This window comes from Pseudomonas protegens, assembly GCF_013407925.2.
In the GTDB taxonomy this organism is placed as follows: domain Bacteria; phylum Pseudomonadota; class Gammaproteobacteria; order Pseudomonadales; family Pseudomonadaceae; genus Aquipseudomonas; species Aquipseudomonas fluorescens_AP.
The window spans coordinates 2,173,340-2,187,635 of sequence record NZ_CP060201.1 but is presented as its reverse complement, the minus strand read 5'-3'; the positions used below and the strand labels follow the sequence as shown (position 1 = coordinate 2,187,635).

General features: G+C 63.6%; 12 protein-coding genes. 6 read left to right on the top strand and 6 right to left on the bottom strand.

The features are described from left to right. Window positions 1-14: 14 nt before the first annotated feature. From GGI48_RS10315 to gatC, 6 genes are all read right to left on the bottom strand, one after another. Window positions 15-395 carry a carboxymuconolactone decarboxylase family protein gene (locus GGI48_RS10315; protein ID WP_047301762.1) on the bottom strand — a complete coding sequence of 127 codons (381 nt, stop codon included), beginning with the start codon at window positions 393-395 and terminating at the stop codon, window positions 15-17. Beyond that, window positions 392-1,456, bottom strand: a complete 1,065-nt coding sequence (locus GGI48_RS10310) for a calcium/sodium antiporter (protein WP_080962994.1) — start codon at window positions 1,454-1,456, stop codon at window positions 392-394. The genes GGI48_RS10315 and GGI48_RS10310 overlap by 4 nt, the downstream gene beginning before the upstream one ends. A gap of 50 nt (window positions 1,457-1,506) precedes the next feature. Further along, on the bottom strand, window positions 1,507-1,881 hold the full coding sequence (locus tag GGI48_RS10305) for a septal ring lytic transglycosylase RlpA family protein (RefSeq protein ID WP_016963430.1): 375 nt from the start codon (window positions 1,879-1,881) through the stop codon (window positions 1,507-1,509). A 187-nt stretch (window positions 1,882-2,068) separates the two neighbouring features. Continuing rightward, window positions 2,069-3,514, bottom strand: coding sequence for an Asp-tRNA(Asn)/Glu-tRNA(Gln) amidotransferase subunit GatB (gene gatB, locus GGI48_RS10300; protein WP_016963429.1), 1,446 nt, complete (start codon window positions 3,512-3,514; stop codon window positions 2,069-2,071). Window positions 3,515-3,524: 10 nt separating this feature from the next. Continuing rightward, on the bottom strand, window positions 3,525-4,976 hold the full coding sequence (gene gatA, locus GGI48_RS10295; protein WP_016963428.1) for an Asp-tRNA(Asn)/Glu-tRNA(Gln) amidotransferase subunit GatA: 1,452 nt from the start codon (window positions 4,974-4,976) through the stop codon (window positions 3,525-3,527). A 16-nt stretch (window positions 4,977-4,992) separates the two neighbouring features. After that, a complete protein-coding gene (gene gatC / locus GGI48_RS10290) occupies window positions 4,993-5,280 on the bottom strand; it encodes an Asp-tRNA(Asn)/Glu-tRNA(Gln) amidotransferase subunit GatC (protein ID WP_022642307.1) in 288 nt (95 codons plus the stop codon). Window positions 5,281-5,491: 211 nt separating this feature from the next. On the opposite strand from gatC, the gene mreB reads away from it, so the two are divergent. From mreB to GGI48_RS10260, 6 genes are all read left to right on the top strand, one after another. Further along, window positions 5,492-6,529: a rod shape-determining protein MreB gene (gene mreB, locus GGI48_RS10285; RefSeq protein WP_002555108.1), complete on the top strand. Its 1,038-nt coding sequence runs from the start codon at window positions 5,492-5,494 to the stop codon at window positions 6,527-6,529. Window positions 6,530-6,719: 190 nt separating this feature from the next. After that, window positions 6,720-7,760: a rod shape-determining protein MreC gene (gene mreC / locus GGI48_RS10280; protein ID WP_409565399.1), complete on the top strand. Its 1,041-nt coding sequence runs from the start codon at window positions 6,720-6,722 to the stop codon at window positions 7,758-7,760. Then, complete coding sequence (gene mreD, locus GGI48_RS10275; protein ID WP_016963426.1) at window positions 7,760-8,251, top strand: rod shape-determining protein MreD; 492 nt, start codon at window positions 7,760-7,762, stop codon at window positions 8,249-8,251. The genes mreC and mreD overlap by 1 nt, the downstream gene beginning before the upstream one ends. A gap of 43 nt (window positions 8,252-8,294) precedes the next feature. Next, on the top strand, window positions 8,295-8,900 hold the full coding sequence (locus GGI48_RS10270; protein ID WP_179598145.1) for a nucleoside triphosphate pyrophosphatase: 606 nt from the start codon (window positions 8,295-8,297) through the stop codon (window positions 8,898-8,900). Between the two features lie 56 nt (window positions 8,901-8,956). After that, a complete protein-coding gene (rng, locus tag GGI48_RS10265; RefSeq protein WP_016963424.1) occupies window positions 8,957-10,414 on the top strand; it encodes a ribonuclease G in 1,458 nt (485 codons plus the stop codon). 75 nt (window positions 10,415-10,489) lie between these two features. After that, a complete protein-coding gene (locus GGI48_RS10260; protein ID WP_179598143.1) occupies window positions 10,490-14,293 on the top strand; it encodes a YhdP family protein in 3,804 nt (1,267 codons plus the stop codon). Window positions 14,294-14,296: the final 3 nt, after the last annotated feature.

Genomic DNA, 14,296 nt, shown 5'->3' with positions numbered 1-14,296 from the left:
GGCGAATAGCGGGTTCACTGCGCTTGCTGATAGGTGTCTATCACTTCCTGGGCCGCGCGAAACGCATCGATGGCCGCCGGCACTCCGGCGTACACCGCGCAATGCAGCAAGGCTTCACGGATCTCTTCCACGCTGCAACCATTGTTCAAGGCCCCGCGTACATGGCCTTTCAACTCCTGCGGACACTTCAAGGCGGTCAGGGTGGCCAGGGTGATCAGGCTGCGGGTTTTCAGCGGCAGTCCTTCACGATTCCACACCCCACCCCAGGCATGCTCGTTGACGAAGTCCTGCAGTGGTTGGGTGAACTCGGTGGCATTGCCCAGGGCGCGATCGACGAAGGCATCGCCCATCACCTGGCGACGCATTTGCAGTCCGCTTTTCTTGTTCTCGCTCATGGCGCTTCTCTCTTGTGTTGGCGGCGCCAGGCCCGTAGCGAACTGAACAGCAGAAACGCTACCAGCGCTGGCAGGACGAAAAACAGCATCAAGTGTTCCAGCTTGCCGGCCAGGGGCATGCCGGTGGTGAAGGACACCACGTGCAGCCCGTAGGCGAGGTACAGCCCGAGAAACAGCAGGCCTTCGGCGCGGGTGATGCGATACCCCGAATAGAACACCGGCAGGCACAGCACGGCCACGGCGAGCAGCACCGGCAGGTCGAAGTCCAGGGCATTGGGCGAAACCGAGAGCGGGCTCGGCGCGACCAGCGCCGTGAAGCCCAGTACGCCCAGCAGATTGAACAGGTTGCTGCCGATCACGTTGCCCACGGCAATGTCCCGCTGGCCCCGCAGGGCGGCGAGCAGCGAGGTGGCCAGTTGCGGCAGGGAGGTGCTGACCGCGATCACGGTCAGTCCCATGACCCGTTCCGACAAGCCAAGGTCGTCGGCTACGGTGACCGCAGCCCCCAGGAGCAAGTGACCGGCGAACACCAGCAGCCCCAGACCGAGCAGCACCAGCAGCATGCTGCTCAGGCGCGGGGCGCTACCGCGGCGGTTGGTGGCGCAAGGCAACGGCGGGCGAGCCGGGTGCCTGGATTGGCGCAGCAGCAGAACCAGGTAAAGCAGCAGGGCCGCCAGCAGGATCAGGCCGTCGGAGGGGGTGAGGCGTTCGTTATAGGCCAGGACGAACACCAGCACACTGGCACCGATCATCAGCGGGATATCCAGGCGCACCAGCTGTCGCGACACCCGCAGGGGAATGATCAAGGCCGAGAGGCCAAGGATCACCAGGATGTTGAAGATGCTGCTGCCGATCACGCTGCCGACGGCGATATCGGTGTTGTCGGCCAGGGTCGCCTGCAGGCTGATGGCCATTTGCGGCGCGCTGCTGCCGAAGGCGACGATGCTCAGGCCCATGATCAGCGGGCGCACCCGCAGGCGTGCCGACAAGCGCACGGCGGCGCGTACCAGCAGTTCGGCTCCGGCGATCAGCATCACCAGGCCGCTGATGAGCTGGATCAGGCTGAGCAGGGGCAATTCGGCAAAGGCGGTAATGGCTTGGGCTCCGTCGGTCAGTCGCTGAGGGCCTGGACCCGTACTTTGGCGGTACCGCTGCGCAGCATGTCCAGCTGTTGCGCGGCAGCGCGGGATAGGTCGATCAGGCGGCCGCGGGTGTGCGGGCCACGATCGTTGATACGGACCACGACGCTCTTGTCGTTGCTCAGGTTGGTGACTTGCACCCGGGTGCCGAAGGGCAGTTCGCGGTGGGCGGCGCTCAGGCCGTTCTGGTCGAAGGGTTCGCCGCTGGCGGTGCGATTGCCGTGGTGGCGAGCGCCGTAATAGGAGGCCGTGCCGGTTTCGTCATAGCCCCGAGGGTCGATGACGTGGCTGGTGGCGCAGCCGGTGAGCAGAGCGAGCAGGGCGCTAGTGGCAACCAGACGCTTCATTCGGGGGCTCCGATGGTTGATGTGGCGAGGGAGCGGGCTCGCGCCGGTCTGTTTGGCAGACCGCAAGCCGGCGGCGATGTTCCTTGGGGGAATGGCGCCGGCCGGTATGCCGTTGCTGCGCGACCGAGCGGGAGCCCGCTCCCTCGTCACACGCAAGCGGCCCGAGCCGCTTGCGGTTGAACCGCGATCAGCCTTCGAGCTTGCTTTTCAGCAGTTCGTTGACTTGTTGCGGGTTGGCCTTGCCTTTGGATGCCTTCATCGCCTGACCGACGAAGAAGCCGAACATCTTGCCGCGCTTGGCCTCATCGGCGGCGCGGTATTGTTCGACTTGCTCGGCGTTGGCCGCGAGCATTTCATCCAGCACCGCGGAGATCGCGCCGCTGTCGGTGACCTGCTTGAGGCCGCGCTGGTCGATGATCTCGTCCGCCGTGCCTTCGCCATTGGCCATGGCTTCGAACACGGTCTTGGCGATCTTGCCGGAGATGGTGTTGTCCTTGATCCGCAGCAGCATGCCGCCCAGCTGTTCGGCCGAGACCGGGGCTTCGTCGATTTCCAGGCCCTGCTTGTTCAGCAGGCTGCCCAGCTCGACCATGACCCAGTTGGCGGCGAGCTTGGCGTCACCGGCGATGCTGGCGACCTTCTCGAAGTAGTCCGCCTGCTCGCGGCTGGTGGCCAGGACGTTGGCGTCGTAGGCCGACAGGCCGAACTGCGCCTGGAAGCGCTCGCGTTTCTGCGGTGGCAGTTCTGGCAGGGTGGCGCGTACCTGGTCGAGGAAGGAATCCTCGATAACCACCGGCAGCAGGTCCGGGTCGGGGAAGTAACGGTAGTCGTTGGCTTCTTCCTTGCTGCGCATCGGACGAGTTTCGTCCTTGTTCGGGTCGTACAGGCGGGTCTGCTGGATCACCTTGCCGCCGTCTTCGATCAGCTCGATCTGGCGCTGGATCTCGGAGTTGATGGCCTTCTCGATGAAACGGAACGAGTTGACGTTCTTGATCTCGCAGCGGGTGCCGAACTCGACCTGGCCCTTGGGCCGGACCGAGACGTTGCAGTCGCAACGCAGCGAGCCTTCGGCCATGTTGCCGTCGCAGATGCCCAGGTAGCGCACCAGGGCGTGGATCGACTTGACGTAGGCCACGGCCTCCTTGGCGCTGCGCATGTCCGGCTCGGAGACGATTTCCAGCAGCGGCGTGCCGGCGCGGTTCAGGTCGATGCCGGTGGCACCGTTGAACTCTTCGTGCAGGCTCTTGCCGGCGTCTTCTTCCAGGTGCGCACGGGTGATGCCGACGCGTTTCACGGTGCCGTCTTCCAGAGGGATGTCCAGGTGGCCCTTGCCGACGATCGGCAGCTCCATCTGGCTGATCTGGTAGCCCTTGGGCAGGTCCGGGTAGAAGTAGTTCTTGCGGGCGAACACGTTGTGCTGGCCGATCTCGGCGTCTACCGCGAGGCCGAACATCACCGCCATGCGCACCGCTTCCTGGTTCAGCACTGGCAGCACGCCGGGCATGCCCAGGTCGATCAGGCTGGCCTGGGTGTTGGGCTCGGCACCGAAGGCGGTGGAGCTACCGGAGAAAATCTTCGATTGAGTGGTGAGCTGGGTATGAATCTCCAGCCCGATCACGACTTCCCATTGCATGTGTGTCTCCTCAGAAGCCGGTTGGGGTGCGGGTGTGCCAGTCAGTGTTCAACTGATACTGGTGCGCAACGTTGAGCAAGCGGCCTTCCTGGAAATACGGGGCGAGCAGTTGCACGCCGACCGGCAAGCCGTCGACGAAACCGGCCGGCATCGACAGGCCCGGCAGGCCGGCGAGGTTGGCGGTGATGGTGTAGACGTCTTCCAGGTACGCAGCGACCGGATCGCTGCTCTTGGCGCCGAGCTTCCAGGCCGGGTTGGGCGTGGTCGGGCCGAGGATGATGTCGACTTCGTTGAACGCGCTCATGAAGTCGTTCTTCACCAGGCGACGGATTTTCTGCGCCTTGAGGTAGTACGCATCGTAGTAGCCGGCGGACAGCGCGTAGGCACCGACCATAATCCGGCGCTGCACTTCGCTGCCGAAGCCTTCGCCACGGGAGCGCTTGTACAGGTCTTCAAGGTTGGCCGGGTTCTCGCAACGGTAGCCGAAGCGCACGCCGTCGAAACGCGACAGGTTGGAGGAGGCTTCCGCCGGGGCAATCACGTAGTACGCAGGGATGGCGTGCTGCATGTTCGGCAGGCTGATTTCCTTGATCACCGCGCCGAGCTTTTCCAGCTCCTTGATGCTGTTGTGGATCAGTTCGGCGATGCGTGGGTCGAGGCCGGCGCTGAAGTATTCCTTCGGCACGCCGATGCGCAGGCCCTGCAGCGAGCCGTTGAGGCCGGCGCTGTAGTCCGGCACCGGTTCATCGATGCTGGTGGAATCGTTCGGGTCGAAGCCGGCCATGCCTTGCAGCAGGATTGCGCAGTCTTCGGCGGTACGGGCCAACGGGCCACCCTGATCGAGGCTGGAGGCGTAGGCGATCATGCCCCAGCGGGAAACGCGACCGTAGGTCGGCTTCAGGCCGGTGAGGTTGGTGAAGGCGGCCGGTTGGCGGATCGAGCCGCCGGTGTCGGTGGCAGTGGCGGCTGGCAGCAGGCGCGCAGCGACCGCCGCGGCGGAACCACCGGACGAACCGCCGGGCACGTGTTCCAGGTTCCACGGGTTTTTCACCGCGCCGTACCAGCTCGACTCGTTGGCCGAGCCCATGGCGAATTCGTCCATGTTGGTCTTGCCCAGGGTCACGGCCCCGGCTGCGGCCAGCTTGGCGACCACGGTGGCGTCGTAGGGCGCCTTGAAATTGTCGAGCATCTTCGAGCCGCAGCTGGTGCGGATGCCCTGGGTGCAGAACAGATCCTTGTGGGCGATCGGCGCGCCCAGCAGGGCACCGCTCTCACCGTTGGCGCGACGCGCGTCGGCGGCCTGGGCCTGGCTCAGGGCCAGGTCCTGGGTGAGGCTGATGAAGCTGTTGATCTTGGGATCCAGCTGGGCGATGCGCGCCAGCAGGGTCTGGGTCAGTTCTACGGAAGAGAATTTCTTGTCGGCGAGTCCGCGGGCGATCTCGGCCAGAGTCATGTGATGCATTGCAGGCTCTTTCCCTTTAGTCGATGACTTTCGGAACCAGATACAGGCCGTTTTCGACCGCTGGTGCGATGGACTGATAAGCCTCGCGATGATTGGACTCGGTCACAACGTCTGCGCGCAGGCGCTGGCTGGCTTCCAGAGGGTGGGCCAGGGGCTCGATACCGTCGGTATCGACTGCCTGCATTTCATCCACCAGCCCGAGAATGCTGTTCAGGGCGGAGGTGATGTGTGGAAGATCGCCTTCATTGAGCTTGATGCTGGCCAAATGGGCGATTTTTTCCACGTCGGAGCGTTCAAGCGCCATGGGATTCTCCAGTGGAAAACAAAAACGGATTTCGTCCGCGTGTTAGATTGTCGGAACACTACCGCATTTCTACGGTCTTATGGCCGCGATTGTGGGGTTTGGTGCACAGAAAAGCGGCCAATTTAACATATTGGCGCCTTGCCCAAAATCCCTGTCGTTGTTAGAGTTTGCCGCACTTTTTTACCCACGCGTTGCCTAGGGTCCCTTTCCCATGTTCAAGAAACTGCGTGGCATGTTTTCCAGCGATCTTTCCATTGACCTGGGCACTGCCAACACCCTTATTTACGTGCGCGAGCGCGGTATTGTCCTGAATGAACCATCGGTTGTGGCCATTCGGACCCACGGTAATCAGAAAAGTGTTGTTGCGGTTGGTACCGAGGCCAAGCGCATGCTCGGTCGTACTCCGGGCAACATTGCCGCCATTCGTCCGATGAAGGACGGCGTGATCGCCGACTTCAGCGTCTGCGAAAAGATGCTGCAGTACTTCATCAACAAGGTTCATGAAAACAGCTTTCTGCAGCCCAGCCCTCGTGTGCTGATCTGCGTTCCATGCAAGTCCACCCAGGTTGAGCGTCGCGCCATCCGTGAATCGGCCCTTGGTGCCGGTGCCCGTGAAGTGTTCCTGATCGAAGAGCCCATGGCCGCTGCCATTGGCGCTGGCCTGCCGGTTGAAGAAGCCCGCGGTTCGATGGTCGTGGACATCGGTGGCGGTACCACTGAAATCGCCCTGATCTCCCTGAACGGCGTGGTCTATGCCGAATCCGTGCGGGTTGGCGGCGACCGCTTCGACGAAGCGATCATCACCTACGTGCGTCGCAACTACGGCAGCCTGATCGGCGAATCCACCGCCGAGCGCATCAAGCAGGAAATCGGCACCGCCTACCCGGGCGGCGAAGTGCGCGAAGTCGATGTGCGCGGCCGTAACCTGGCCGAAGGCGTGCCACGTGCCTTCACCCTGAACTCCAACGAAGTGCTGGAAGCTCTGCAAGAGTCCCTGGCGACCATCGTTCAGGCGGTGAAAAGCGCCCTGGAGCAATCGCCGCCGGAACTGGCTTCGGACATCGCCGAGCGTGGCCTGGTGCTGACCGGTGGTGGCGCCCTGCTGCGTGATCTGGACAAGCTGCTGGCCCAGGAAACCGGTCTGCCGGTGATCGTCGCCGAAGACCCGCTGACCTGTGTCGCTCGCGGCGGTGGCCGTGCATTGGAAATGATGGACAAACACACCATGGACCTGCTCTCCAGCGAATAACGTCGCGGCGGGCATCTATGCTGTTGCGCTCACAGGCAGCACTTTGCAGTGCTGCCTGTGGCGTTTATCTTCTGTCAATCTGCATCCAGGCCGGTTTGATGCCGTATGAATAAACACAACATTTGCCTGGGAGGAGCGGCTTATTAAACCGCTTTTCGCCAAAGGCCCCTCATTAGGCGTGCGCCTCCTGGTGCTGGTCGTGCTGTCGGTCGCACTGATGGTGGTCGATGCCCGCTTCACACTGCTCAAGCCAGTGCGTAGCCAGATGTCGCTGGTGCTGATGCAGTCCTACTGGATCACCGACCTGCCGCAGCGGCTATGGCAGGGCGTGGCCAGTCAGTTCGGCAGCCGTACCGAGCTGGTCGCTGAAAACGAAAAACTCAAGACCGAGAACCTGCTGCTGCAGGGGCGCCTGCAAAAGCTCGCGGCCCTGACCGAGCAGAACGTGCGCCTGCGCGAACTGCTCAACTCCTCGGCACTGGTCAACGAGAAGGTCGAAGTGGCCGAGTTGATCGGCATGGACCCGAACCCCTTCACCCACCGCATCATCATCAATAAAGGTGAGCGCGATGGCGTCTTTCTCGGTCAGCCGGTGCTCGATGCCCGTGGCCTGATGGGCCAGGTGGTGGAGTTGATGCCCTACACCTCCCGCGTCCTGCTGCTCACCGACACCACCCATAGCATTCCGGTACAGGTCAATCGCAACGGTCTGCGCGCCATTGCCAGCGGCACCGGCAATCCGGAGCGGCTGGAACTGCGCCATGTCGCCGACACCGCGGATATAAAGGAAGGCGACCTGCTGGTCAGCTCCGGCCTCGGCCAGCGTTTCCCGGCCGGCTACCCGGTGGCCACGGTCAAGGAAGTGATCCACGACTCCGGCCAGCCATTCGCCATTGTGCGGGCGGTGCCCACGGCCGCGTTGAACCGCAGCCGCTACCTGCTGCTGGTGTTCAGCGATCCGCGTACCGCCGAGGAGCGGGCCAACGATGCCGCCCAGGCCCAGGAAGCCCAGGATCAGCAAGGTGGCAACGCGGCGCCGGCGGTGCCGGCCACGGTGCCCAAGCCTGCGGCGAACGCTGCTGCTCCCGCCAGCGCTGCTCCTGCTGCGCCTGTGACTCCGGCCAAGCCTGCGGCCCATGCTCCGGCCAAGCCGGTCCATAAACCTGTGGTGAAGCCGGCGGCGACCAAGCCTGCGGCCACAGCACCGGCCACCACCGGAGGAAGAGAATAATGGCGGGCACTCCCTATTCACAAAACGGCTGGATCGTCTGGCTGACGTTCCTGATCGGCATGTTGCTCAGCGTGTCGCCACTGCCTCAGTTCATGGAAGTCCTGCGCCCGTTGTGGCTGGCCCTGTTGCTGGCTTTCTGGGCCCTGGCCCTGCCGCACAAGGTCGGTATGGTCACCGCTTGGTGCCTGGGGCTCGCGGAAGACGTGCTGTACGGCACGCTGCTGGGACAGAACGCGCTGATTCTGACCCTGATCACGTTCCTCGTGCTGTCCTTGCAGCAGCGCCTGCGGATGTTCCCGATGTGGCAGCAAAGCCTGGTGATCCTGGTGATCTTCGGCCTGGCGCAGCTGGTCCAGCTCTGGCTCAGCGCCCTGACCGGCAATCGCCAGCCAACCCTGGCGCTGGTGCTGCCGGCCCTGGTCAGCGCCTTGTTGTGGCCTTGGGTCAGCTTCGGCCTGCGTGGCTTGCGTCGACGTTTCAAAATCAATTAATTCGGTCAGGCATTGGCCCGCACCTCGACAGGGAGATGTCTTGATGAATCCGCTTTACCTCGCCTCCGGTTCGCCCCGCCGACGTGAGCTGCTCACCCAGATCGGTGTGCCGTTCACCGCCATCAGCGCTGACATCGATGAAACGCCGCTGGCCGACGAATCCCCGGCCGCCTATGTCGAGCGCCTGGCTCGGGGCAAGGCGGCTGCCGGCCGTGCCCTGATCACCAGCAGCGAATCCCAGGCTCCGGCCTGCGTGCTGGGTGCCGATACCGCCGTGGTGCTCGATGGACGGATCCTGGGCAAGCCCCGGGACCAGGCCGACGCCCAGGAAATGCTCATGGCGCTGTCCGACCGCGAGCATGAAGTGTTGACCGCCATAGCCCTGCTCGACGGCGAGCGCTGCGAATCGCGAGTGGTGCGCAGCCTGGTGCGTTTTCGCCCCATTTCGGCGGCGGAAGCGGCGCTCTACTGGGCCAGCGGCGAGCCTCGGGACAAAGCCGGCGGCTATGCTATCCAAGGGCTTGCGGCGGTATTTGTCGCCGGGCTCAATGGCAGTTATTCCGCCGTGGTCGGCTTGCCGGTATGCGAAACCGCAGAATTGCTCGGCCATTTCGGCATACCCTGTTGGCAAAACCTTCCAGTGCGCTAAAGCGCCGTGTAAGACAGCTGCGGCCTTCTATGAACACGCCTGAACGAGACACTGCCATGAGTGAAGAGATTCTGATCAACATCACGCCGATGGAATCGCGGGTGGCGGTGGTCGAAAACGGAGTGCTGCAAGAGGTTCACGTCGAGCGCACCCAGCGCCGTGGCATTGTCGGCAACATTTACAAAGGCAAGGTGGTACGGGTCCTGCCCGGCATGCAGGCGGCCTTCGTCGACATTGGCCTGGATCGCGCGGCCTTTATCCATGCGTCGGAAATCTCCACCCGTGAAGGCACGGCGGTGGAGAGCATCAGCGCCCTGGTCCATGAAGGGCAGAGCCTGGTGGTGCAGGTCACCAAGGATCCCATCGGCACCAAGGGCGCGCGCCTGACCACCCAGCTGTCGATTCCGTCGCGTTATCTGGTGTACATGCCGCGCACCGCCCATGTCGGCATTTCGCTGAAGATCGAGGACGAGGCCGAGCGCGAGCGCCTGAAACAGGTGGTCAGCGACTGCGTGGCCCAGGAAGGCATCAAGGAAGCCGGCGGTTTCATTCTGCGCACCGCCGCCGAGGGCGCCGGGGCCGACGAGATCCTCATGGACATCCGCTACCTGCGCCGGCTGTGGGATCAGATTGGCGCGCAGATCAAGACCATCGGCGCGCCCAATGTGATCTACGAAGACCTGGGCCTGGCCTTGCGCACCCTGCGCGACCTGGTGAACCCGAAGATCGAGAAGATCCGCATCGACTCCCGGGAAACCTTCCAGAAGACCACGCAATTCGTGGCTGAACTGATGCCGGAAATTGCCGATCGCCTGGAACACTATCCCGGCGAGCGGCCGATCTTTGACCTGTACGGGGTCGAGGATGAAGTGCAAAGGGCGCTCGAACGCAAGGTGCCGCTCAAGTCCGGCGGCTATCTGGTGGTGGACCCGGCAGAAGCCATGACCACCATCGACGTCAATACCGGTGCCTTCGTCGGTCATCGCAATCTTGAGGAAACCATCTTCAAGACCAACCTCGAAGCCGCCACCGCCATTGCCCGGCAACTGCGCCTGCGCAACCTGGGCGGGATCATCATCATCGACTTCATCGACATGGAAGACGAAGAACACCAGCGCCAGGTGCTGCGGACCCTGGAAAAACAGCTGGAGCGCGATCACGCCAAGACCAACATCATCGGCATCACCGAGCTGGGCCTGGTGCAGATGACCCGCAAGCGCACCCGGGAAAGCCTGGAACAAGTGCTTTGCGAGCCCTGCAGCAGTTGCCAGGGACGGGGCAAGCTGAAGACCCCGGAAACCATCTGTTACGAAATATTCCGCGAAATTCTCCGTGAGGCCCGGGCTTATCAGGCAGAAGGGTACCGAGTGCTGGCCAATCAGAAAGTGGTGGATCGCCTGCTGGACGAAGAGTCGGGCAACGTCGCGGAGTTGGAAGCTTTTATCGGCCGGACCATCAGGTTCCAGGTCGAAACCATGTATTCCCAGGAACAATACGACGTGGTGCTGCTCTGATTCCCCGTGTCTTACCTCAGTGGAAACGGCTGGCTTCAGCTTTCTGCATGACTTTTGCCGTGGGAGCCAACTGAAATGGAGCGGCTGATCCGTCTATTCGCCACGCTGACTCGCTGGGGCTTGGGCCTCTGCGCCTTGCTGCTGGTGGTGATTGCCTTGTACGTCAGTCTGGGCCGGGAGCTGACGCCACTGGTGGCCGAGTACCAGGCCGAGGTCGAGGCCAAGGTGCAGCAGGCCGTCGGCTTGCCGGTGCAGATCGGCAGCCTGGAGGGCCGCTGGAGCGGCTTGTCACCGATCCTGCTGGCCCACGATGTGACGGTGGGCGAGGGGGCCAATGCCCTGCGCCTGGATCAGGTCAGCGTGGCCCCGGACATGCTCGGCAGTCTGTTGGCCCGGGACCTGCGCATAGGACGCCTGGAACTCAGTGGCCTGAGCCTGAGCCTCAAGGAAGGCGCGGACGGCCAGTGGCAATTGCAAGGCCTGCCGATGCAGCAGGACCAGCCCATGGACCCGGAGCAACTGCTGACCCGCTTGCAGCAAGTCGCCGAATTCTCCCTGCTGGACAGCCAGGTCACCTTGCTGCCGCAGGATCACTCGCCGCTGGCCCTGACCTATGTCGGCCTCAACCTGCGCACCGGCCCCAGCCGCCAGCGCCTTGACCTGCGCCTGACCCTGCCGGACGGGCAGCCCCTGGCCGTCAACCTGCGCACGCGGATCCAGGCGCAGGCATGGCGCGACGCCCAGGCCGAGCTGTACCTGAGCCTGCCGCAGAGCGACTGGTCACGCTGGCTGCCGGCGCGTGTCACTCAGCAATGGAAACTCTCCGAACTCAAGGCCGGCGGCGAGCTGTGGCTGAATTGGGCCAAGGGCGACGTGCAAAGCGCGGCGTTGCGCCTGAATGCGCCCCAGCTCACGGGCGCCTATGCCGAGCGCACGCCGGTCACCCTGAAGAACCTGGCGTTGAACGCTTTCTTCCAGCGCAGCGATCAGGGCCTGCAGGTGCAACTCGACTCCCTGGCGCTGAGCCTTGGCGAAACCCGCTGGGAATCGCGCCTGCAACTGCAGCAAACCCAGGCCGGCGACAACCGCGAAGAACTCTGGCATCTGCAGGCCGATCGCCTGGACCTGACGCCGCTCACGCCGATCCTCAACGCCCTGGCCCCTTTGCCCGAAGGCCTGGCCACCACCATCGAACGCCTGAAGGTCACGGGTGGGCTGCGCAATGTGCTGCTCGACTACTGCCCGCAGAACAGCGGCGACCAGCGCCTGAGCTTTGCCGCCAACCTTGATCGGGTCGGCTTCGACGCCTATCACGGCGCTCCGGCGGCGCGCAATGTCAGCGGCAGCATCAGCGGCGACCTGGGCCAGGGCGAGCTGCGCATGGACAGCAAGGATTTCTCCCTGCACCTGTTCCCGATCTTCGCCAAGCCCTGGCAGTACATCCAGGCCAACGCCACCCTGACCTGGAAACTGGACAAGCAGGGTTTCACCCTGATCGCTCCGTATCTCAAGGTGCTGGGGGAAGAGGGCAAGATTGCCGGCGATTTCCTGATCCGGCTGCACTTCGACCACAGCCAGGAAGACTACATGGACCTGCGGGTCGGCCTGGTGGAGGGCGATGGCCGCTACACCGCCAAGTACCTGCCCCAGGTGCTCAGTCCGGCGCTGGATGAATGGCTGCGCACGGCGATTCTCAAGGGCGCGGTGGATGAGGGCTTCTTCCAGTACCAGGGCTCGCTGAACCATGACGCCATCGAAGCGGCCCGTAGCATCAGCCTGTTTTTCAAGGTGCATGACGCCGAACTGGCGTTCCAGCCGGGCTGGCCGCACCTGAGCAAGATCAGTGGCGATGTGTTCGTCGAAGACAGTGGCGTGCGCATCGTCGCCAGCAAGGGCCAGCTGCTGGACACCAAGGTGCGGGATGTTTTCGTCAACATTCCCCATGTGGCCAGCGGGCAAAGCAGCCACATGTTGATCGACGGCGGTTTTGCCGGCGGCCTGGGCGACGGGGTGAAGATTCTGCAGGAGGCGCCGATCGGCACCGCCTCGACCTTTGCCGGCTGGCAGGGCGAGGGCGATTTGCAAGGCAAGCTGAATCTGGACATCCCTCTGGTCAAGGGCGAAGAGCCGAAGATCGTGGTGGATTTCAAGACCGACAAGGCACGCCTCAAGCTCAGTGAGCCGTCACTGGAGCTGAGTCAGCTCAAGGGCGACTTCCGCTTTGACAGCAGCAAGGGGCTCAGTGGCGAAGGCATCAGTGCCCAGGCTTTTGACCGGCCGGTGACCGCGCAGATCTTTGCCGATGGCAAGCCCGGCAAGCCCAATACGCGGGTGGTGGCCAAGGGGCAGGTGGCGATCAAGAAACTCACCGACTGGCTGCAAGTCAGCCAGCCGCTGCCGGTATCCGGCGAGTTGCCTTATCAGTTGCAGCTGAACCTCGATGGCGCCGACAGCCAGTTGATGGTCAGTTCCAGTCTCAAGGGGGTGGCGGTGGACCTGCCGGCGCCGTTCGGCATGAGCGCCAGCACCGGCCGCAACAGTGTGTTCCGCATGACCCTGCAAGGGGCCGAGCGCCGCTACTGGTTCGATTACGGCGAGCTGGCCGACTTCACCTTCGCCGCCCCCAGCGGCAAGCTCGCCGAAGGCCGTGGCGAACTGTTTCTCGGTGACGGTGCGGCCTTGCTGCCCACCAGCAAAGGGCTGCGGGTGCGGGGGATCTTGTCCGAGCTGGATGTCGAGCCCTGGAAAAACCTGGTGGACCGCTATGCCGGGAAGGACCCGGGCGGCAGCGCCAAGCAGTTGCTCAGCAGCGCTGACTTCAAGGTCGGGACGCTCAGCGCCTTTGGCACCCGTCTGGATCAGGTCAACCTGCAGCTGACCCGGCAGTCCGCCGCCTGGGCATTGCAGATTGACAGTCAGCAGGCCAAGGGCAATGTCGCCATCCCCGATGCCAAGGCGGCGCCGATGGCGATCAATATGCAGTACGTGCGCTTGCCGGCCGCGGACCCTACGGCGCAAGCCGACGACAATGCTCCCGATCCGCTGGCTTCGGTGGACCCCAAGAATGTGCCGCCGCTGGACATCGCCATCGAGCAGCTGTTCCAGGGCCCGGACCTGATCGGCCGCTGGGCGCTCAAGGTGCGTCCTACCGCCAAGGGCATGAGCTTCAATAGCCTGGACCTGGGGCTCAAGGGCATGCAGCTGCAAGGCGAGGGCGGTTGGGAAGGCCAGGCCGGTGCCAGCAACAGCTGGTACCGCGGGCGCATTGGCGGCAAGAACCTGGCCGACGTGCTCAAGGGCTGGGGCTTTGCGCCCACGGTCACCAGTGAGGACTTTCACCTGGATGTCGACGGTCGCTGGCCGGGCTCGCCGGCCTGGGTCGGTCTCAAGCGCTACTCCGGCAGCCTGGACGCCACGTTGCGCAAGGGCCAGTTCGTGGAAGTCGAGGGCGGCGCCCAGGCGCTGCGGGTGTTCGGTCTGCTGAACTTCAACTCCATTGGCCGGCGCCTGCGCCTGGACTTCTCCGATCTGTTCGGCAAGGGGCTGAGCTACGACCGGGTGCGTGGCGTGCTGGTGGCGAGCAATGGTGTCTATGTCACCCGCGAACCCATCACGCTGACCGGGCCGTCGAGCAATCTGGAGCTCAATGGCACCCTGGACATGGTGGCCGACCAGGTGGACGCCAAGTTGCTGGTGACCTTGCCGGTGACCAACAACTTGCCGATCGCCGCGCTGATTGTCGGCGCACCGGCAGTGGGTGGGGCGCTGTTTTTGATCGACAAGCTGATCGGTGACCGCGTGGCGCGCTTCGCCAGCGTCAAGTACAACGTCAAGGGCCCGTGGAAAGAGCCGAAAATCACCTTCGACAAGCCGTTTTGAGAA